Source organism: Amycolatopsis lexingtonensis, from assembly GCF_014873755.1.
Lineage (GTDB): Bacteria > Actinomycetota > Actinomycetes > Mycobacteriales > Pseudonocardiaceae > Amycolatopsis > Amycolatopsis lexingtonensis.
This window is the reverse complement of record NZ_JADBEG010000001.1, coordinates 10,017,699-10,038,064: the sequence shown is the minus strand read 5'-3', so window position 1 is coordinate 10,038,064 and position 20,366 is coordinate 10,017,699. Positions and strand designations below refer to the sequence as shown.

Below are 20,366 nucleotides of genomic sequence, written 5' to 3'. Positions count from 1 at the left end.
TCCGGGGTCGGGCTCAGGGAAGACGCACGGAGAACGGGTTCCGGAACACGTCGCCCGGGTCCCAGCGCGCCTTGACCCGCTGCAGCCGCGGGTAGTTGTGCTGGTGGTAGAGCTCGTGCCAGGCCAGCCCGGAGCGGTTCCACCGCTCGTCCTGCACGTCGAAGTCCGGGTTGTTCACGTAGGAGCCGTTGGTGCGCTCGTCGGGTACCGGCACGCCGCCGGTCCCGGCGTAGACGTCCGCGTAGAACTCGCGCAGCCACGCGAGGTGGCCCTCGGGCTGCTCGGAGGCGTCCCAGTGCGTGGAGTAGACGAGCTTGAGGATCGAGTCGCGCTGCGCGATCGCGGTGTCGGCGGGCGCCAGCGCGTTCATCTGGCCGCCGCAGCCGACGAACATCACGCCGGCGCGGTGGTTGCCGTAGTCCTCGCGCAGCAGGTGCCGGTAGATCTTGCCCGCCTGCTCGTCGGTGCAGCGCTTGCGCAGGTCGGCCGCCTTGATCTTGAAGCTCAGCGTGTGGTCGCCGCTGTCGGCGATGCCGCCCCACGACGTCGAGTGCAGCCACGGCAGCTCCTGGCGGCTGCTCAGCGCCGGGGCCACCCCGAGGTCCTCGCGGATCGCGGCCACGTAGTCGTCGAGCAGGCCGGCCGCGTTCGGGAGCGAGCTGTCGATCTGGGTCGACATGGCGACGAACTGCGACGCGCGCGTGCCGCACCAGAGTCCGCTGTAGAGGTCGTCGTAGGGCGAGCCGGGCGCGCTGTTGCGCTCGTACCAGTCGCCGTGGTTGCGCAGCAGGCGGGTGAACGCGGCTTCGTCGAGCATGTCCCACACCCAGACGTCCTGCTGCACGAGCAGCCGCGCGGGCGGGGTGGGCAGCAGCTGGGCCGGGGCGCCGGTCACGCCGGGGATCCGCAGCCAGTAGCGCGTGACCACGCCGAAGTTGCCGCCACCGCCGCCGGTGTGAGCCCACCACAGGTCGTGGTTCTCGTCGTCGGGGTCGCGGGTCGCGACCACCGCGCGGGCGGTGCCGCCGGCGTCGACCACGACGACCTCGACCGCGTACAGGTGGTCGGAGACGTAGCCGAACTTCCGCGACAGCGGGCCGTACCCGCCACCCGCGATGTGCCCGCCCAGGCCCACGCTCGGGCAGGAGCCGGCCGGGATGGTGACGCCCCAGCGCTTGTAGAGCGTCCGGTAGGCCTGGCCCACGGTCGCGCCCGGCTCGACGACGAAGGCGTCGCGCTCGGGGTCGAAGTCGATGCGGTTGAGCTCGGAGAGGTCGATGACCACCTGGACGTCCGCGGCGCCGACCATCTCCTCGACGCAGTGGCCGCCGCTGCGGACCGCGATCCGCCTGCCCTCGCGGACGGCGGTGCCGACCGCCTCCACCACCTCTTCAGTGGAGGTCGGGACGCGGACGTAATCGGGTTTGCCGACCCAGCGCTGATTCACCCCGCGCACGAGATCGGCGTACCGGGCGTCGTCCGGCAGAACTGTTACCGCACCCATCGATCGCCCTCATTCCCCAGTTTATTCATCGACGCCGAACACTACGGCGACGCCGCTGACCGCTCCAACCCCTAACCCCCCGGAACCGCTGCTCACCAGCCTCTTGCTTAGGGGCGCGCTAGGGGTTACCGGCCCGATCGGCCGCTGCTAACTTCAGACTGCGGAAATCTTTATTCTGCTAAATACAAGGGCGGGCAATCGTGGCCGAACTCCATTCATGGCACCCGATCGACGAGAACGCGGACGACAAGGAAGTAATCATCACGGTTGATTTCACGGTCACCGGGCGACCGGAAGCGGGGTTCGCCGAGCTCGCGACCCACCTCGAGACGCCCTACGGCGTGTGGGAGAGCCTGCCGCCCGCCGTCGGCGACGAAACCGGCATGAACGGCGACGACTACCTCGACCGGTGGACCACCGAGCTGCGGGAGAGCGGCGTCGAGGTCAAGGCGGTATTCGGCTACTGCGCCTCCAGCGTCTTCGCGCTGGCCATCGCCGACCGCGTCGGCACCTGGCAGGCGAAGCCCCAGGTGGTGCTGTTCGACCCGACCGCCGCGACCGGGTTCACCGTGCTGTACTACGGCTTCTTCCGCGTCGTGGACGCCCTCGCCGCGGTCCTGACCGACGACGAGGTCCGCGACGCGCACGCCGCCGGCGAGACCGCGCAGCAGACCCACGACGACCTCGAGACGCTCACGAAGGAGTTCGTGCGCATCTACCGCGAGGTCGGCGGCACCGCCTTCGAGCGCGTCGGCCTGGAAGCCGACCGCGCCGAGGAACTCGTCTCCTGGTTCAGCAGCTACATGACCTACCTCGTGGCCGCTTCGCAGCTGACCGTCCCCGCCGACCTGTCCGGGGTGGACGTCATCCGCTCGGCCGAGCTGCCCGGCGCGCTGGAGATCGGCGCGCGCGAAGTCCGCTTCGACATCGACCACTCCGGCCTGCTCAGCCAGCCGGAGGTCGCGCAGGCCGTCAGCGGCCTGCTCGCCTGACCGCCCCTTTTCTTCCGGAAATCCAGCAGGAGAGCTGATGCCGACGTCATCGACCGGTCTGGGCACCGGCACGGAAAGCCAAGCCGAAGCCGCGCTCGCCGGGCACCCCGGGATCGCGCGGGCCCGCGTGACCCGCGAACCCGGCACCGGGCGGCTCGTCGCCCACGTCGTGCCGCGGGACCCGGTCGCCGAGGACGGCGACGACCGCAAGCGCGTCGACGAGTGGCAGCTGATCTACGAATGGGTCTACGGCGAACTCCCCGAGTCCGGTGGGCTCGGGGAGAACTTCGTGGGCTGGCACAGCACCTACACCGGGCTGCCGATCGAGCTCGCGCAGATGCGGGAGTGGCGGGACGCGACGGTCGAGCGGATCAAGTCGCTGCGGCCCCGCCGGGTGCTGGAGATCGGCGTCGGCACCGGCCTGCTGATGGCCAAGCTCGCGCCCTCGTGCGAGGAGTACGTGGCCACGGACTTCTCCGCCACCGTCGTCGAGACGCTCACCGGCCAGGTCGCCGCGGACCCCGCGCTGGCCCACGTGACGCTGCACAACCGCGAGGCCAACGACTTCGCCGGGCTGCCGGACCAGCACTTCGACACCGTGGTGATCAACTCGGTCATCCAGTACTTCCCCGACATCGGCTACCTCGCGGACGTGCTGCGCCAGGCGGCCGCGCTGCTCGCGCCCGGCGGCGCGGTGTTCGTCGGCGACGTGCGGAACCTGCGGCTGCTGCGGGCCTTCCGGACCGCGGTGCTGGCCGACGAGATCGCCGCCGCGCCCGAGACGGCACGGGAGCTCGTCGAGAACAGCGTGCTGGAAGAGAAGGAACTGCTCGTCGACCCCGACTTCTTCCCGGCGCTGGCGGCGACGCTGCCCGGGATCGCGGCGGCGGACGTCCGGCTCAAGCGGGCCCACCACCACAACGAGCTGAGCCGGCACCGCTACGACGCCGTGCTGCGCAAGGAACCCGCGGAGCCGATCGAGCCGGCGCTGACCGCGGCCTGGGACCCGGGTGCGCTGGAAACGCTGCTGAGCGACGTCCGGCCGGCGTCCGCGCGGATCACCGGCGTGCCGAACGGCCGGGTCGCGCGCGAGCTGGCCGAGCTGGCGAAGCTCGACACCGGCCGGACGCCCGCCGCGGTCACCGCGCCGGACCCGGAAGACCTCCACGAGATCGGCAGGCGGCGCGGCTACCAGGCCGCGGTGACCTGGTCCGCCGAAGGCCCCGGCCTGGTCGACGTCGTCTACACCCGCGACGGCGACGCAGTGGTCGTGCCCGCTTCGGCCGCCACCCCGGGACTGCCCTTCACCGCCTACGCGAACGCGCCTTCACGCGCGGCGAAGACGAGCTCGTTCGTCGCCGAGCTGCGCGCCTACCTCGCCGCGCGGCTGCCCGCCGAGGCGATCCCGCACGCCTTCACCACCGTCGAAGACCTCCCCGAAGGGACCGGACATGCCGACCACTGAGGGCACGCGGATCCCCGCGACCCGCAAGGAAGAAGGCCTCTGGCTGCTGGAGCGGCTGGTCCCCGGCGAGGGCGTGAACAACGTGCCGGGCGTCGCGCTCCGGGTCGCGGGCCGGCTCGACCGGGCCGTGCTGCAGGAAGCCGTCGCGCGGATCGTGCGCCGGTACGACGCGCTGCGGACCGTCTTCCACGCCGACGACACCAAGCTGACCAAGGAGGTGCTGCCGGCCATCCCGCTCCGCCTGGAGGGCGAGGACAGCACCGACGTCGACGCCGGCCTGCGCGAGCTGATCACGCGGCCCTTCGCGCTCGACGGCTCCCCGCTGCTGCGCGTCGGCCTCTACCACGGCCCGGAGCACGACTCCGTCGGCGTGGCCGTGCACCACCTGATCTTCGACGGCACCTCGATGTCGATCTTCCTGGAAGAGCTGGCGGCCGCGTACGACGCCGTGCTCGCCGGGGACCTCCCCGACGCCAGCGAGCCCGTCCCGCTCTGGCCGGAGTCCGAGCCGAAGCCGGCCAGCCTCGCGTTCTGGCGCGAGCACCTGCGCGACTTCGACGCGAGCGGCCTCGAACTGTGGTGCGGCGGCCAGGAAAGCGCCCAGCCGACCCTGCGCGGCGAGCAGCTGGTCCGCGCGTTCTCGCCCGCGGCGAAGGACGTCGTCACCGCGCTGCAGAAGGACCTCAAGGCACCCGACGTCGTCCTGCTGCTGGCCGCCTACTACCTGCTGCTGCACGCCCACGGCGCCGGCCCCGACCTCGCCGTCGGCTTCCCGGTGAACGTCCGCAGCCAGCAGGCGCAGCGCGCGATCGGCTACCACGTCAACATCGTCCCGCTGCGCGTCCGCATCGACCCGGCCGAGACGTTCCGGGCGTTCAGCCGCCGGGTGCGCGACCTGTTCTTCGAGGCGATCGCGCACGCGGACGTGCCGATGGACGTCCTGCTGCCCGAGGTCGAGCGCGCCGATTCCTCCTGGCGCACCACGATGTTCCGGCACGTGTTCAACTACCTGCCCTTCGGCGGGCGGGCGGCCACGAGCATCGGCGGCGCGCCCGCCGAAGTCGCCGAGATCGACCCGGGGCACAGCAAGTTCGACCTCGAGTTCGTCATCCTGCCGTCAGCGGACGAGAGCCGCGTCAAGGCGGTGTACGGGGCCGAGGTGCTCGGCGGCGACGACGTCGCCCTGCTGCTGGAGCGCTACGACGCCCTGCTCGTGGCGGCGGCGAGCGCGCCGGACCGGCCGCTGGGCGAGCTGGACGCCTGGGGCGCGACCGACCGCCGCGTGCTGGACGCCGTCGCGAAACCGGCGTCCCCGGACACCGCGCTCACCGCGATCGCGCGCCAGGTGCGGGAAAACCCCGGCGCGCCCGCGCTCGTCACCGACGAGGGCACGACGTCCTACCGCGAACTCTGGCGGGCCGCCTCGGCGGTCACGACCCTGCTCGCCGACGCCGGGACCGGCGCGGGCGACCAGGTCGCCGTGGTCGCCCCGCGCGGGCCCGGGCTCGCGGCCGCGGTGCTCGGCGGCTGGCTGGCCGGCGCCACCGTGACCACCGTGGACCCCGGCCAGGACAACGTCGCCGAAGCCGTGTCGACCGCGAAACTCGTGCTGGGCGCGGCGGAAACCGCGCCGCACGCCTCGATCCCGTGGCGGCCGATCTCGTACGCGGTCACCGTCGCCGTCGAGCCGGACGCCGCGGGGGTGGCCCCGGACACCCCGGCGCTGATCGGCGTGACCCACCGGGAACTCGCCGCGTCCGCCCGGCACAGCGCGGCCCTCGTGCCGCCGGGCCGCCCGGTGCTGTGGCTGACCTCCCCGGCCGCCGGTGCGGCCGTCGCCGAGCTGCTGCTGGCCCTGACCACCGGCGCCCCGCTGGTCGTGGCGCCCGACGCGGCCCGCACCGACGGCCGCCTGCTCGCCGAACTCCTCACCCGCCACGACGTCGGCGTCGTGCACGCCACCCCGGCCGTCTGGTCGCGCGTGGTCGAGCACCTCGGCGAGGCCGTCGGCGGCCGGACCGCGCTGATCGGCGCCGAACCCGCGCCCGCCCCGCTCGTGCGCACCCTGCGCGCGCTCGGGGCCGACGTGCACACGGTGTTTTCCGGCGCCGGTCGCTGGGTGCTCGGCGACGGCATGCCGGTCGCGGGCCTCGAAGCCGACGTCGTCGCGCCGGACGGGCGGCAGCTGCCCCTGGGCGTCCGCGGCGAACTCCGGCTGGACGGCATCGACACGGGCGTGCTCGCGCACTGGCGCACCGACGGGTCCCTGCACGTCCACGGCCCGCGCGAGCGCCAGCTGTCCCTCGGCGGCACCCGCGTCGACCTGGCGACCGTGGAGGACGCCCTGACCGCGTACACCGACGTCGTCGCGGCCGCCGTCACCGCGCGGGTCACCGACGGCGGGACCGAGCTGGTCGCCGTGGTGCAGGCGCCGGACAAGCCGCAGCTGGCCGCCGACCTGGCCCGGCACGCCGAGACGGCCCTGCCGCCGCGGGCCCGCCCGGCCTGGTACCTGCGGGTCGACGCGCTGCCCGAGACCGCCGTCCACACGGTGGACCGGGCGGCGGTCGCCGAGCTGGCCGCCACCGCGGGCCCGGCCGCCGAAGTGCCCGCCGAGGCCGTCACGGACCCGACGACCACCGCCGTCATGGCGTTGTTCGCGAAGCTGCTCAAGCGCACCGACGTCACCGAGGACACGAACTTCTTCGCCAGCGGCGGGCATTCGCTGCTGGCCGCCCAGCTCGTCCAGTCGATCCAGAAGCAGACCGGGGTCCGGCTGAAGCTGTCCGCCGCCTTCTCCCACCCGACGCCGGCCGCGCTGGCGGAGCTGATCACCGAACGCGGGAGCACCCGATGACGACGTCCTTCAACCCGGAGCCCCGGCCGTTCGAGCGGGCCGAGACCATGCACGGCCTGTTCGAGTGGTGCGCCGAGCGCTGGCCGGGCCGCACCGCGCTGCACCACCAGGGCCGGGACATCTCTTATCGCGAGCTGGCGGAGACGGCCGACGCGTACGCGGCCGAACTGCAGGCGCGCGGTGTCGAGCGCGGCTCGATCGTGCCGGTGCTGCTGCCCCGCTCCCCCGAGCTGTTCGCGACGCTGCTGGCCGTGCTCAAGTGCGGCGCCGCCTACGCCGCGCTGGACCTGCGCTGGCCGCGGACCCGGCTCGCCGAGCTGATCGAGCACCTCGGCGGTCCGGTGGTCGCCGCCGAGCGCGGGACCGAGTGGCCGTCGGCGTGGGCGCCGCCATCGCAGCCGATTCTCGGCGCCCGCCCGGCCGCGGTCGAGGTTGGCGCCGACGACGCCTGCGCCGTGTTCTTCACCTCGGGGACCACCGGGACGCCGAAGGGCGTGGTGACCGCGCACCGCGGCAACGTGCGGCTCTTCGACGACTGGCTCTTCACCCCGTTGGACTCCGGCGCCGTGATGCCGCAGGCGCTCGCGGCGACGTGGGACGCCTTCGGCCTGGACTCCTGGGGCGTGCTGTTCAACGGCGGCACCCTGGTGCTGCTGGAAGACACCCTGGAACTGGCGACGAAGCTGCGTGACCTGGTCGCGATCCACGGCGTCACCACGATCTTCCCGCCCACCGCGGTGTTCCACAGCATGGTCGACAACGACCTCGACGCCTTCGCCGGCCTGCGGGCCGTGGGGACCGGCGGCGAGAAGCTCTCGGCCCGGCACGCGGCCCGGTTCCTCGAGGCGTACCCGGACATCCCGCTGTACAACATGTACGGCCCGGTCGAGTCGAGCGTGGCGGCCACGTGTCACCGCGTCCGGCCCGAGGACCGCACCGAGGTGCCGCTCGGCGTCCCGTTCCCCAACACCCAGGCGTACATCCTCGACGGCGACCGCCGGTGCGACGTCGGCGAGAGCGGCGAGATCTGCTTGGGTGGCAAGGGGTTGGCGCTCGGGTACTTCGAGGACACCGAACTGACCGCGCGGAAGTTCGTCGAGATCGCCCTGCCGTCCGGGCCGGAACGCGTCTACCGCACCGGTGACCTCGGCCGCTGGACCGCCGACGGGCTGCTGCGCTTCGAAGGCCGCGCGGACCGCCAGGTCAAGATCCGCGGGCACCGCATCGAACTCGACGACGTCGAGCACAACGCCGGCCGCGTGCCGGGGGTCGGCGCCTGCGCGGTGGTGCCGGTGACCGGCGCGGACGGCGCGTACGAGGACCTGTGCCTGTTCTACACCGGTTCCGGCGACGACACGCCGGGAGAGGAAGAGCTGCGGACCCGGCTGGCCGAGCGGCTGCCGGGGTACCTGGTGCCCGCCCTCGTGCAGCGCCTGGAGCGGCTGCCCGTGCTGGAGGACCGGAAGCTGGACCGCCGCGCGCTGGCCGAGCTGGCGGCGAGCCGCAGGGCCGAATCGGGGGCACCGGTGGCGGAAGACCTTTCGGACACCGAAGCCACGGTCGCGCGGATCCTGCGCGAAATCATCGGCGTGCCCACGATCGCCACCGACGTCTCGTTCTTCCGGCAGGGCGGCAACTCGCTGTCCGCCGCCCAGCTGTGCTCCCGGATCAGCCGGGACCTCGGCGTCAAGCTGCGGATCTCCCAGGTGTTCGAGGCGCCGACCGTGCGGGGCGTGGCCGGGCTGATCACCGCCGGAAAGCCGTAGGAGGAAAGCCATGCCGGTCCAGACGGCCGAGGACATGACCACCCAGATGCGGGTGCTGTGGACCCTCGGCGAACTCGGCGATCCCCTGGCGCTGCTGCTGCGCGGCCCGGAGGATCCCTACCCGCTCTACGAAAAGATCCGCGCGAAGGGGCCGCTGCACCGCAGCGAACTCGGCGCCTGGACGACGGTCGACCACGCGACGGCCACGAAGGTGCTGCGCGACCGGCGGTTCGGGGTGCTCAAGTCCGACGGCAAGCCGATCAGCCCGGTGATCACGACGTTCGACAACTCGATGCTGGGCGCCGACGGCGCCGACCACGCGCGGCTGCGCAAGCTGGCCACGCCGTTCCTGAGCCCCAAGGCGATCCTCGGCTTCCGCGACCGCCTGACGGCGATCTGCCACGAGCTGCTGGACCGGGTGGACACGAGCCGGGAGTTCGACCTCATGGCGTCGTTCGCCGACCTCATCCCGGTGACGGTCGTGGCGGCCATCTTCGACATCCCCGAGCCGTTCCTGAGCCGCTACCTCGAGCACGGCCCGAAGTTCGGCACGATCTTCGACGAGATCACGTCGGCGGAGCACATCGCGAGCGTGCAGCGGTCGCTGGACGAGCTGGACGCGCTGTTCACCGAGCTGATGGAAATGCGCCTGGCCCACCCGGGCGACGACGCGGTCAGCAAGCTCCTCACCGCCCGCGCCGAGGACCGGCTCACGACGCACGAACTGGTGTCGATGTGCCAGCTGCTGACGCTCGCGGGCGCGGAGTCGACGGTGAACCTGATCGGCGTCGGCGTCAAGACGATGCTGGAACGCCGTGACCAGTGGGACAAGCTGGTGGCGGACCCCGAGCTGGCCCCGCAGGCGGCGCAGGAGTCGCTGCGGTTCGAGGCGCCGGTCCAGCAGTCCAGCCGGGTGTCCACAGTGGACGTCGAGATCGGGGACACGGTGATCCCGGCCGACACGGCGGTGGTGGTCCTGACGGCGGGCTGCAACCGCGACCCGGCCGTGTGGGCTTCCCCGGACGTCTTCGACATCACCCGCCCGACCACCCCGGACAACCTGTCCTTCTCGGGCGGCTCCCACTACTGCCTGGGCGCGCCGCTGGCCCGCCTGGAGGCGGACGTGGCGTTCCGGGTCCTGGCCACGCGCTTGCCGGAACTGCGCCAGACGGGCCCGGCCGACCGCCGGCGCTCGGCGATCATCCGAGGCCTCCGCCACCTACCGGTGACGAACGGCTGACGATCCCTTCCCGGACGGCCGGCACCCCAACCAGGGTGCCGGCCGTTCGCTTTGCCTTGCGCACAAATACGAAACGGCCGGTGCCCCCAACGGGAGCACCGGCCGTTCCGTCCTACCGGGTCAGTTCACCGCGACCTGAGTGCTCAGCGGCAGCGAAGCCGAAGACGAGCCCGCCTTCACCGACCGCGTCCCACCGCCGCGCTTCCACGCCTTCGCCGCCGAGTCCCAGTAGCTCAGCTGGCGCGGGTCCACGTGGATCGTCAGCGTCCGGTACGCCCCCGCCGTCAACGTCACCTTCGCGTACCCGCCCAGCGCCGTCGGCGCCTGCGGGGCCGTCACCAGCGGGCTCGGGCCGAGGAACACCTGCGCCACCTCGGTGCCCGTCCGGGTTCCCGTGTTCCGCACCGTCACCCGCACGTCCAGACCGCCGTCCGACGCGTTGGTGGCCGTCAGGCCGCTGTAGGCGAACGACGTGTACGAAAGCCCGTAGCCGAACGGGAAGAGCGGGGTCATCTTCTTGTCCGCGTACCAGCGGTAGCCGATGTCGACGCCCTCGGTGTACTTCACCTGGCCGTCCTGGCCCGGGTACAGGCCCGCGCCGCCGCTGACGAGCGTGTGGGCCTCGTCCACCGGGAACGTCTGGGTCAGCTTGCCCTGCGGGTTGGCGTCGCCGTAGAGCAGCGCCGTCGTCGCTTCGGCGCCCTTCTGGCCCGGGTACCACATCTCCAGCACCGCGGCCGTCTTCGCGAGCCACGGCATCTTCACCGCGGACGCCGTGTTCAGCACCACCACCGTGCGCGGGTTGGCCGTGGCGACCGCGTCGATCAGCTCGTCCTGGTAGCCCGGCAGCGAGAGGTCGGGCCGGTCGAGGCCTTCGGAGCTGTCGTCGTAGGCGAACACGATCGGCGTGGTGGCCGCCTTGGCCGCCGCCACCGCCTCGGCGATCTTGGTCTGGGCCGCGGCCGGGGTGAGCCAGTGCAGGTTCACCTGCAGCGGCTTGACGAAGTCCGCGAAACCGTAGAGCAGCAGCGAGTGCTGGCCCGCGGTGAGGTGCACGGTGATGCCGGTGTAGCCGGTCGCGATCGAATCGCCGAACAGGCCGCTCGCGACGCCGTCGACCTGGAGGAAGCCGCCACCGCCGGTGGCCTGCAGCTGGATGCTGTAGTCGCCTTCGGTCGGCGCGGTGATCGTGCCGTTGTAGAACACGCCTTCCGAGCCGGCGGGCAGCCCGCCGCCCTGGGTGTACGCCGGGGACAGCGCGTCCGCCGGGACGGCCTCGCCCGCCGGGTCGTAGCCCGGGGTGTACGTCGTCGCGCTGCCCGCGCGCTGCTTGATCACGTCCAGCGGGCTGGCCGGCGTGGCCGACGGGAGCACGTGGGAGCTGCCGCCGCCGTTGAGCTTCGGCGTCTTCGCGTTGTAGCCGATCACCGCGACGCTGCCCGAGCGCGTGGTGCTCAGCGGCAGGGCCGCCTTTTCGTTCCGTAGCAGGACCGCGCCCGCCTGGGCGACGTCCTGCGCGGTCGCCGTCAGCCCGGCCAGGTCGCGCGACGGGCGCGCCGGGTTGTCGAGCAGGTGGAACCGGTCCATCTGCCCGAGGATGCGCGCCACCGCGGTGTCCAAAGCGGACTGCGGGATCTTTCCTTCGCTGATCGCGGTCTTGAGCTGGTCGCCGAAGTACGTACCGTCCGGCATCTCCTGGTCCAGGCCCTTGGGCAGGGACTCGGGCGTCAGCGACATCCGCCAGTCCGACATCACCCAGCCCTTGAACGCCAGCTGCTCCCGCAGGATCCCGGTCAGCAGGTCGCCGTTCGCGCACGCGGACGGCCCGTTGAAGTTGTTGTACGAGCACATCACCGCGCCGGCGCCGGCCTTCACCGCCGCCTCGAACCCGGGCAGCTCGACCTCGTGCAGCGTCTGGTCGTCCATCTGGACGTTGATCGTCTGCCGGTCGTTCTCCTGGTTGTTGCCGGCGAGGTGCTTGACCACCGGGATGGTGCCCTGGCCCGCGATGCCCTTGACCTCCGCGGCGGCGATCCGCGACGTCAGCAGCGGGTCCTCGCTGAAGGTCTCGAAGTTGCGCCCGCCGTAGGGGATCCGGATGGTGTTGACCATCGGGGACAGCAGCGCGTCGGTGCCCAGCGCCCGGGCTTCGCGGCCGACGCCGGCGCCGTACCGCGTCGCGAGCGATTCGTCGAAACTGGACGCGAGCGAAACCGGCGCCGGCATCACGACCGACGGCTTGTCGACGCGCACCCCGGCCGAGCCGTCCGCCAGCCGCAGCGACGGGATGCCGAGGCGCGGCACGCCCGGCACGTACCCGGCTTCGCCGACGCTGTTCGGGTCGGTACCGCCGTGCACCAGGGAAAGCTTCTCGTCGAGCGTCAGTTCGCCGACGATGTCGCGCACCCGCGGCGAAAACTTCGCGGCCGGGTCGGCCGCGGCACCGGCCGCCGCCAGGCCGGACGTGAGGAGCACGCCGGCCACGACGACCGCCACCGTGCGCGACCGCGGCCGCGCACGAAGAAGATCATTACGCATAGTCACCCCAGAAACCCGCGAAAGGGTCGCCCCTCCCGCTTGTTGGTCCAATTGAGGACCAACCTAGGTGACTACTGCACGGACCGTAACCCCTGTCTTGACCAGGGCCTTCACCGGTTCAGAGCGGCTACCGGACGAACTCCCGGTTAATTCCGGCTGACGTCCAAACTGGCTTCGCCACCGCGGATCTCCCCGAGGTGCAGGTGGTACCCGAGGAAATCGATGTCGACGCCCTGGAAGAGGGACACGCTGATCCCGTTCGACAGCAGGGTCACGGAATTGTTGTCGACCTTCTGCACTTCCAGTTCCTGCCCGCCGAGGTCGACTTTGCCACCACTGGTGAGGTTGAAATGACACGACCGATCCGCGCACCCCAGATCGATCAAATGGTCACAACCGGCCACCGAAAAAGCAGTGACGAGAGCGAACAGGCACACCACGATCCCACGACGCATTTCGATCCCCCGGTATCAGTTTTCTAGTGAGCTGATGGCAGGACGCACGGAATGAGGATGGTGATTTCGGTCGGGCCGCCGGCCGGGCTGTCGATTTCGACGACGCCGTCGAACGCCGCGACCCGCCGCTGGACCCCGAGGAGCCCGCTGCCGCGGCTGAAGTCGGCCCCGCCCTTGCCGTCGTCGGCGACGACGACCTTCAGCGCGCCCGGCCGGTAGGTGACGCCGACCCGCACGCGCTTGGCCGCCGCGTGCTTGGCCGCGTTGGCCAGCAGCTCGGCGACGGAGAAGTAGACCGCCGACTCCAAAGCCGCGTCCGGCCGGCCGACCAGGCCGACCTCGACGTCGGTGGGCACCGGCGCGTCCATCACGAGGTCCTCAAGGGCCGCGCCGAGCCCGCGGTCGGCGAGCATCGGCGGCTGGATGCCGTGCACCAGCCCGCGCAGCTCGCGCAGGGCGGCCGCGGACAGGTCCCGCGCGCCCGCCAGCTGGCGGCGGACCTCGTCGAGGTCGGTGTCGAGCAGCATCTCGGCGGTGCTGAGCGACATGCCGATCGCGATCAGCCGCGCCTGGGCGCCGTCGTGCAGGTCGCGCTCGATCCGCCGCAGCTCCGCGGCCTGCGCGTCGATGGCCGCGGCCCGCGTCGCGAACAGCCGCTCGACCCGCCGGGCCAGCAGCGCGCGCTCGTCGGGCGCCAGCAGCCACCTCGTCCAGGCCTCGTGCAGGCTGACCGCGCCGGGCGCGGCCACCAGGCCCAGCACCAGCAGCGCGAGCCCGGCGACGGCGGTTCCGGCGACCCCGGCCGGGGTGTCCATCGGCAGCGGGAAGTACCACTCGCCGGTCGCCAGGTGGGGCGCGGTCAGCGGCGAGACCAGCAGGAACGCCCCGAACGCGGCGAGCGCGACCGGCAGGGCCGCCAGCAGCCCGCCGGTCAGCGGGTTGACCACCAGCCAGCACAGGTCGCGCCAGGTGGCCGGGTCGGTGAAGAACCAGCGGCCGCGGCGCTGGGCCAGGGAGATCCAGCGGGACTTGTGGAAGTCGTAGCCGTTCCAGTACCAGCCGTTTTCGGTGCGTTCCAGCGCCGGCAACGGGAGGTACGGCGATTCGATCGCGCGGCCGTAGAGCGCCGGCGCGCTTTTCCGGGAAAGGGCGGGCAGCACCCGGCACGCGGGAATGGCGACCACCACGGTCAGCCCCGCCGCGGCGACGTATTCCGGCAGCCAGATCACCGCGGGCAACGTGAGAACGCACACCTGCGCGGCCGCGAACAGCACGAAAACGAGCAGCCGCGCCATTCCGGCGAAGCCGCGCCGGACGGCCGACGCGCTCCGCTGGGGAATCGTCGACATCGGCAGATCATACTCTCCGCGGGAGAGTGTTCCCGGTCGGCTCATCTCGCCCCCCATCCGCCTCCGGGCGGCCCGGCGGGGTCCGCTCGCACTCGAGGTCGTCCCAGTCTGGGGCGCCCCGGGGAACGGGACAATCGGCTTAGGCCACACATAGGGGTATAGCCAGCCCTACCCCTATGTTCGGTCTAACAGGCTCACGCCGACCAGCATCGCGACACTACCGTTGTCAACGCAAGCGGCGCCACGACTCAAGCGAATGGCACCGGAAACGCGACCGAACTCGCGATGACCCAGGAGCAGCAATGAACGAAGCCGGCATCCAGCGCACCCAAGCGGGCACGCAGTCCCACGCGGAACCCCGGAACCCGCGGCTGGCGCTGTTCGCTTCCGCCGCATTCGACCTGATCGTCCCCCTCGCCGTCTACTACATCCTGCGCCAGAACGGTGTCCCGCTGTTGACCGCGGCGATCATCGGTGGCATCGTCCCGGTGGTCCGCACCGTGTACGTCTTCGCCCGGTACCGCAAGATCGACGGGCTCGGCCTCTTCATGGTGACGATGATGGTCATCGGCACCGCGGTTTCCCTGATTTCCGGCGACGCCCGGTTCTTCTTCGCCAAGGACGGCTGGCTCACCGCCATGTTCGGCATCTGGATGCTGATCACGCTGTTCTTCGAAAAGCCGTTCTTCCTGCACGCCGGGGTCAGCATCGCCCGCACCAAGCGGGGCGGCGCCGGCGCGGAGGTCTGGGAGCGCCGCTGGGACACCGAGCCCAAGATGCGCCACGGGCTGCGCCTGCTGACGGTGGTCTTCGGCGTCGGCATGATCGTCGACGCGGTCGTCCGCGTCGTGCTCGCCTACTCCCTGCCGCTCGACGACATCAACCTGGTGACGACCGTGCAGTGGATCGTGGTCCTCGGCGGGCTCATCGGCTTCATGGCCTACTACACCCGCAAGCACGACCTGCGTGCCTGAGGGCCCCCGGCCGACCACCGCACTCCGAGGAGCTTTCCCATGGCACACATCGCGCTGCTGAACATCCCCGCGTACGGGCACGTCATGCCGACGCTGGACGTGGCCGCCGAGCTGGTCCGCCGCGGTCACCGCGTCACCTACGCCACCACGGACCAGTTCGCCGACCTCGTGGCGCCGACGGGGGCCCGGGTCCTGCGCTACGAATCGTCCTTGACGCCGAAGCCGCGCACCGAGGACCCGCCCGCCGACTTCGCCGCCTGGCTGCCGCTGGTGCTGGTCATGGAGAGCACCGCGACCATCCCGGTGTTCGAAGCGGCCTTCGCCGGCGACGTGCCGGACCTGATCCTGTACGACCGCACGGTTTACGCGACCGGGCGGGTGCTCGCCGCGAAGTGGGGCGTGCCCGCGGTGGAGCTGTTCCCGTCCTTCGCCTACAACGACGAGTGGTCGCTGGCGAAGTTCCTCGGGGAGGAAAACGGTTTCAGCGAGGACCACCCGGCGCGCGTGGCCTTCCGCGAGAAGATCGCGGAACTGACCGCGGCGCACGGCGTCCCGGAGATCACCCCCGCCGACTTCGCCATCGGCCGCGAGGAGTTCGCGCTCGCGTTCGTGGCGAAGGAGTTCCAGTACCACGGCGAAACCTTCGACGACCACTTCGCGTTCGTCGGCCCGTGCCTGGGCGACCGGGCGTTCCAGGGCGACTGGCAGCCGCCGTCCGACGGGAAGCCCGTGCTCCTGGTTTCCCTCGGCACGGCGTTCAACGACCGCCCGGACTTCTTCCGCGCCGTCGTGACGGCGTTCACCGGCGAGAACTGGCACGTCGTGCTGTCGATCGGCACGCTCGACCCGGCGGAGCTGGGCGAGCTGCCGCCGAACTTCGAGGCGCACGCCCAGGTGCCGCAACTGGCGGTGCTGAAGCACGCTTCGGCCTTCATCACCCACTCCGGCATGGGCGGGACGATGGAGGCGCTCTACTTCGACACCCCGATGGTGTCGCTGCCGCAGAGCGTCGAGCAGGCCGCCGTCGCCCAGCGCGTCGCGGAACTCGGCCTCGGCACCAGCCTCGCCGGCCAGGAGCCCACTCCGGAGCTGCTGCGCGAAGCCGTGCGCACCACGGCGGCCGACGAGCGGATCGACGCCGCGGTCGCGGCGATGAGCGCGAAGGTGCGCGCCGCCGGCGGTGCCGTCCGGGCGGCCGACGAGCTCGAACGGCACCTCAAGCGCGTTTCCTGACCCGCTGGTTCGTTTTCCGGACCAGCCGCCAGTGGGGAAGGGCCGAGGTTGTCCCCCAGCACCACGGCCCTTCCTCACCCCCGTCTGCCCTTTCGACCCTGATTTCCCTGGAGGACCAGCGTGCAGGACGCTGTGGTGGTGCGGGACCTCGTGAAGAGGTACCCGAAAGCAGAACGGCCTGCGGTCGACGGCCTCGGTTTCACGATCGCCGCGGGCGAGGTCTTCGGCCTGCTGGGCCCCAACGGCGCGGGCAAGACGACGACGGTCAGCATGCTGACCACCCGCGCGCTGCCGACGTCCGGCCGGGCCGAGGTGGCCGGCATCGACGTCGTCAAGCACGCGACCGCGGCCCGCCAGGTGCTGGCCGTGGTGCCGCAGCGCAACAACCTCGACCAGTCGCTGACGGTGCGGCAGAACCTGCTGTTCCACGCCGCCTACCACGGCATGGGCCGCGCGCAGCGGCACCGCCGGGCGGACGAGCTGATCGAGTGGATGGGCCTCGGCCCGCGCGCGAAGGCCCGGGTGGACGAGATGTCCGGCGGCCAGGCCCAGCGCGTGATGATCGCCCGGGCCCTGATGCACCGGCCGAAGGTGATGTTCCTCGACGAGCCGGCGACCGGCCTGGACCCGCAGTCGCGGCTGTTCGTGCACGAGCGCGTCGCCGAGCTGACGGCCGAGGGCGTCACCGTCGTCGTCACGACGCACGACATGGAGGAGGCGGCCAAGCTGTGCGACCGGGTCGGCATCGTCGACCACGGCAAGCTGCTGGCCCTCGACACCACCGAAGCGCTGACCCGGTCGCTGCCGGGCAACACGACGCTCACCGTGGGCGTCAAGGTGGCCGACGCGCCCGCCGAAGCCGTCGCCAAGGAGCTGGAGCTGGTGCCCGCCGTCGTCCGGGTCGAGCGGCTCGCCGCGACCGGCCGGGCCGCCGACGACGAAAACGCTGTCCAGTTCCGCCTCTACACCGAAGCGGAGCCGGCGTCGCTGCTGCCCGGCGTGCTGGCCGTGCTGGGCCGCGAACGGTGCGAAGTCACCGGGATCTCGTTCGGCAAGCCGACCCTCGAAGACGTGTTCATCTCCATCACCGGACGGGACCTCCGATGACCGCCACGACGCTCACCCCGCCGCCCGGCCTCGGCACCGGAACCGGCCAAGACGCCAACCCCGGCCAGGCCCGCGCGTTCTTCGCCGTGCTCGGCCGCGACGTCTTCGTCACCGGGCGCGAGCTGCTGCCGTTCCTGGCGCAGATGCTGATCCAGCCGCTGTTCCTGCTGTTCATCTTCGGCAAGGTGCTCTCGCAGATCGGCTACGCGGGCGCGGGCTACGCCCAGATCTTGCTGCCCGGCATGGTCGCGATGAACGCGTTCACCGGGGCGCTGCAGAACACCGCGCTCCCGCTGGTGCTGGACTTCTCGGTGACCAGGGAGATCGAGGACCGGCTGCTGGCGCCGCTGTCGATCCGCCTGGTGGCGGTGGAGAAGATGCTGTTCGGCGCGATCCGCGGCGTCATCGCCGGCCTGGTGATGATCCCGATCGGCCTGCTCATCCTCGACGGCGTCAGCTGGGACCCCGCGGCCCTGCCGGGCGTCGCCGGCGTGGTCGCCCTGGGTTCGCTGGCCGGCGCGGCGGTGGGCATGGTGCTCGGCACGATCGTCCCGCCCCGGCACATCAACCTCGTCTTCACCATCCTGCTGGTCCCCCTGATCTTCACCGGCTCCGGCCAGTTCCCGTGGCTCAGCCTGTCCGGTTTGCGGTGGTTCCAGGTGATCTGCGCGGCGAATCCCCTGACTTACGTGTCGGAAGCACTGCGCCGGCTGGTGATGCCGACCCAGGTCCAGTCGATCCCGCTGTGGATCTCCGTGCTGGTCATGGTGGTCGCGACGGTGATCTTCGGGATCTTCGGGATCCGCGGCTTCCTGAAGCGCGCCCTGGACTGACGCGGGGTAACCGGGCGGGTGCGGCGACGGTACGGTTGGACCACCCAGCCCCGGCCCCGCCCGGCCCGGAAACCCAGGAGCGGTTCGTGCGCGTTGTCCTCGCGGAGGATCTCTACCTGCTTCGAGACGGCATGACCCGGCTGCTCGAGGCGAAGGGGTTCACCGTCGTGGCCGCGGTCGGCAACGCGACCGAGCTGCTGAAGGCGATCGACGACCACGAACCGGACATCGCGGTGGTGGACGTCCGGCTGCCCCCCAAGTTCAGCGACGAGGGCATCCGCGCGGCCCTGGAGGCGCGCAAACGGCGTCCGGGGATGCCGGTGCTGGTGCTCTCCCAGCACGTCGAGCAGACGTACGCCCGCGAGCTGCTGGCCGACGGCACCGGGGCGATCGGGTACCTGCTGAAGGACCGCGTGCTCAACGCGGACCAGTTCGTGGACGCGCTGCGGATGGTGGCGGCCGGCGGGACCGCGATGGACCCCGAGGTGATCTCGAAGCTGCTGGCGAGCCGGTCGCGCCGGGACCCGCTGGAGGCGTTGACGCCCCGCGAGCGCCAGGTGCTGGAGCTGATGGCGGAGGGCCGGTCCAACGCGGCGATCGCGCAGCGGATGGTGATCAGCGAGGCCGCGGTGGGCAAGCACACGGCGAGCATCTTCACGAAGCTGGATCTGGCTCAGCACGAGGACGACAACCGGCGCGTGCTGGCCGTGCTGACTTACCTGAGCAGCAAGGTGCCCAAGCCCTAGCGGAGTACGCCCGCAGTCGTTCACCACGTGCGGGGCCAGGGTCCGGCAATGTTGCGGCGGCTCGCTCGCTGGGCGGCTTCGCTGACGTCTTGAATGAGTCATTCAGGTCTTCAGAGGTCCTGAATGACTCATTCAAGACACCGCGGACCCGCCCGGCGATTTTGCCGGAGCCCTATCGCCGGACGCGCTGAAGGGCACCTTCCCCGGCACTTGACAGGGAAGGTGCCCTTCAGGGTGTGCTCAGCAGCCGTAGAACTTCCGCACCCGGTCGGTGATGTACTCCTGGTCCGCCTCCGTCAACGACGTGTACGTCGGCAGGTACAACCCCTCCTCCGCGAACTGGTTCGCCTTCAACGACGGCCAGACCGGATCGAGGTACATCGGCTGCCGGCTCATCGGCTTGAAGAACACCCGGGTCTCGATGCCCTCGGAAGCCAGGAACTCCCGAAGCTCTTCCCGGCGCTCGCACAGCAAGTCGTACATCCACAGCACGTCCCGGCGCGGCATCAGCGTCACCCCGGGCACGTCCCGCAGCCGGTCGTCGTAGCGCGCCTCGATCGAAGCCCGCAGCGCCAGGATCGAGTCCAGCTTCCCCACCTGCGCCACCGCGACGGCGGCCTGCAGGTTCGTCATCCGGAAGTTGTACCCGATCTTCTTGTGCAGGAACGTGTGGTCCCGGTTGAACGCCATCCCCCGCAGGTGTTTCATCTGCGCAGCCAGCCGCGCGTCGGAAGTGAGGCAGATGCCGCCCTCGCCCGACGCGATGATCTTGTTGGCGAACAGCGAAAAGCAGGCGATGTCCCCGACCGGCCGCACCCCGTGCGCCTCCGCGGAATCCTCCACCACGCGCAAGTTGTACTCGTACGCGAGCTCCATGATCGCGTCCATGTCGCACCGCCGCCCGTAGATGTGCACGGGCATGATCGCCTTGGTGCGCGGGGTGATCTTCGCTTCGATCAGCGACACGTCCAGGTTGAGGTCGTCGCCGCAGTCGACGAACACCGGGGTCGCGCCCGTGTACGTCACCGCCCACGCCGACGCGATCATCGTGAACTCCGGGACGATCACCTCGTCGCCCGGGCCGATCCCGAGCGCCCGCAACGCCAGCGTGAGCGCCGTCGTGCCGGACGAGCACGCCACGCCGTGCTCGATCCCGTTGTACGCCGCGAACGCCTCCTCGAAGCGGGCCACGTACGGGCCCTGCGACGAGATCCAGCCGCTCGTGACGGCTTCGGTGACGTTGGCCAGCTCCGCCTCGTCCAAGTACGGCTGCGACACCGGGTACTTGATGGACATGCCCTTCCCTT

The 20,366-nt window shown here is 71.3% G+C and carries 15 protein-coding genes; 10 read left to right on the top strand and 5 right to left on the bottom strand.

Annotation, left to right across the window (positions count from 1 at the left end):
• Positions 1 to 13: 13 nt before the first annotated feature.
• The gene (locus H4696_RS46460; RefSeq protein ID WP_225956002.1) at positions 14 to 1,504 is read right to left on the bottom strand and encodes an FAD-binding oxidoreductase; all 1,491 of its coding nucleotides are present in this window, start codon (positions 1,502 to 1,504) and stop codon (positions 14 to 16) included.
• 200 nt (positions 1,505 to 1,704) lie between these two features.
• Between H4696_RS46460 and H4696_RS46455 the strand changes: the two genes are divergently transcribed.
• Genes H4696_RS46455 through H4696_RS46435 form a run of 5 tightly spaced genes read left to right on the top strand, consistent with a single transcriptional unit; the run spans position 1,705 to position 9,824 of the window.
• Complete coding sequence (locus tag H4696_RS46455) at positions 1,705 to 2,496, top strand: hypothetical protein (RefSeq protein WP_086863360.1); 792 nt, start codon at positions 1,705 to 1,707, stop codon at positions 2,494 to 2,496.
• A 37-nt stretch (positions 2,497 to 2,533) separates the two neighbouring features.
• Entirely contained in the window at positions 2,534 to 3,961 is a 1,428-nt protein-coding gene (locus H4696_RS46450; RefSeq protein ID WP_086863359.1) for a class I SAM-dependent methyltransferase, read from the top strand.
• Positions 3,948 to 6,818: a condensation domain-containing protein gene (locus H4696_RS46445; protein WP_086863358.1), complete on the top strand. Its 2,871-nt coding sequence runs from the start codon at positions 3,948 to 3,950 to the stop codon at positions 6,816 to 6,818. Before H4696_RS46450 ends, H4696_RS46445 begins: the two co-directional genes overlap by 14 nt.
• Complete coding sequence (locus H4696_RS46440; RefSeq protein ID WP_086863357.1) at positions 6,815 to 8,584, top strand: non-ribosomal peptide synthetase; 1,770 nt, start codon at positions 6,815 to 6,817, stop codon at positions 8,582 to 8,584. Before H4696_RS46445 ends, H4696_RS46440 begins: the two co-directional genes overlap by 4 nt.
• Positions 8,585 to 8,594: 10 nt before the next feature.
• Positions 8,595 to 9,824: a cytochrome P450 gene (locus H4696_RS46435; RefSeq protein WP_086863356.1), complete on the top strand. Its 1,230-nt coding sequence runs from the start codon at positions 8,595 to 8,597 to the stop codon at positions 9,822 to 9,824.
• A gap of 120 nt (positions 9,825 to 9,944) precedes the next feature.
• Here H4696_RS46435 and H4696_RS46430 read toward each other — a convergent pair whose 3' ends face one another.
• From H4696_RS46430 to H4696_RS46420, 3 genes are all read right to left on the bottom strand, one after another.
• Entirely contained in the window at positions 9,945 to 12,320 is a 2,376-nt protein-coding gene (locus H4696_RS46430; RefSeq protein ID WP_249027149.1) for a beta-glucosidase family protein, read from the bottom strand.
• Positions 12,321 to 12,508: 188 nt separating this feature from the next.
• Positions 12,509 to 12,817 (bottom strand): hypothetical protein, encoded by a 309-nt coding sequence (locus tag H4696_RS46425; RefSeq protein WP_143265286.1) that lies wholly within the window; start codon positions 12,815 to 12,817, stop codon positions 12,509 to 12,511.
• Positions 12,818 to 12,840: 23 nt separating this feature from the next.
• Complete coding sequence (locus tag H4696_RS46420) at positions 12,841 to 14,166, bottom strand: sensor histidine kinase (protein WP_158104389.1); 1,326 nt, start codon at positions 14,164 to 14,166, stop codon at positions 12,841 to 12,843.
• A gap of 302 nt (positions 14,167 to 14,468) precedes the next feature.
• Here H4696_RS46420 and H4696_RS46415 point away from each other — a divergent pair, with 302 nt between their 5' ends.
• The 5 genes from H4696_RS46415 (at position 14,469) to H4696_RS46395 (ending at position 19,059) form a co-directional block, all read left to right on the top strand.
• Entirely contained in the window at positions 14,469 to 15,140 is a 672-nt protein-coding gene (locus tag H4696_RS46415) for a VC0807 family protein (protein ID WP_086863354.1), read from the top strand.
• 39 nt (positions 15,141 to 15,179) lie between these two features.
• A complete protein-coding gene (locus H4696_RS46410; RefSeq protein ID WP_086863353.1) occupies positions 15,180 to 16,373 on the top strand; it encodes a macrolide family glycosyltransferase in 1,194 nt (397 codons plus the stop codon).
• A 120-nt stretch (positions 16,374 to 16,493) separates the two neighbouring features.
• Complete coding sequence (locus H4696_RS46405) at positions 16,494 to 17,480, top strand: ABC transporter ATP-binding protein (protein ID WP_086863352.1); 987 nt, start codon at positions 16,494 to 16,496, stop codon at positions 17,478 to 17,480.
• Positions 17,477 to 18,313 (top strand): ABC transporter permease, encoded by an 837-nt coding sequence (locus tag H4696_RS46400; protein WP_225956001.1) that lies wholly within the window; start codon positions 17,477 to 17,479, stop codon positions 18,311 to 18,313. Before H4696_RS46405 ends, H4696_RS46400 begins: the two co-directional genes overlap by 4 nt.
• 86 nt (positions 18,314 to 18,399) lie before the next feature.
• Positions 18,400 to 19,059, top strand: coding sequence for a response regulator (locus H4696_RS46395; RefSeq protein WP_086863351.1), 660 nt, complete (start codon positions 18,400 to 18,402; stop codon positions 19,057 to 19,059).
• 240 nt (positions 19,060 to 19,299) lie between these two features.
• On the opposite strand, the gene H4696_RS46390 is transcribed toward H4696_RS46395, so the two are convergent.
• A complete protein-coding gene (locus H4696_RS46390) occupies positions 19,300 to 20,355 on the bottom strand; it encodes a DegT/DnrJ/EryC1/StrS family aminotransferase (RefSeq protein WP_086863364.1) in 1,056 nt (351 codons plus the stop codon).
• Positions 20,356 to 20,366: the final 11 nt, after the last annotated feature.

Bases quoted from the DNA above. Each gene is read 5' to 3' on its own strand.
- H4696_RS46415 (WP_086863354.1), top strand. From the start codon at position 14,469: ATGAACGAAGCCGGCATCCAGCGCACCCAAGCGGGCACGCAGTCCCAC.
- H4696_RS46445 (WP_086863358.1), top strand. From the start codon at position 3,948: ATGCCGACCACTGAGGGCACGCGGATCCCCGCGACCCGCAAGGAAGAA.
- H4696_RS46390 (WP_086863364.1), bottom strand. From the start codon at position 20,355: ATGTCCATCAAGTACCCGGTGTCGCAGCCGTACTTGGACGAGGCGGAG.
- H4696_RS46460 (WP_225956002.1), bottom strand. From the start codon at position 1,504: ATGGGTGCGGTAACAGTTCTGCCGGACGACGCCCGGTACGCCGATCTC.
- H4696_RS46400 (WP_225956001.1), top strand. From the start codon at position 17,477: ATGACCGCCACGACGCTCACCCCGCCGCCCGGCCTCGGCACCGGAACC.
- H4696_RS46410 (WP_086863353.1), top strand. From the start codon at position 15,180: ATGGCACACATCGCGCTGCTGAACATCCCCGCGTACGGGCACGTCATG.
- H4696_RS46425 (WP_143265286.1), bottom strand. From the start codon at position 12,817: ATGCGTCGTGGGATCGTGGTGTGCCTGTTCGCTCTCGTCACTGCTTTT.
- H4696_RS46450 (WP_086863359.1), top strand. From the start codon at position 2,534: ATGCCGACGTCATCGACCGGTCTGGGCACCGGCACGGAAAGCCAAGCC.
- H4696_RS46435 (WP_086863356.1), top strand. From the start codon at position 8,595: ATGCCGGTCCAGACGGCCGAGGACATGACCACCCAGATGCGGGTGCTG.
- H4696_RS46440 (WP_086863357.1), top strand. From the start codon at position 6,815: ATGACGACGTCCTTCAACCCGGAGCCCCGGCCGTTCGAGCGGGCCGAG.
- H4696_RS46420 (WP_158104389.1), bottom strand. From the start codon at position 14,166: ATGTCGACGATTCCCCAGCGGAGCGCGTCGGCCGTCCGGCGCGGCTTC.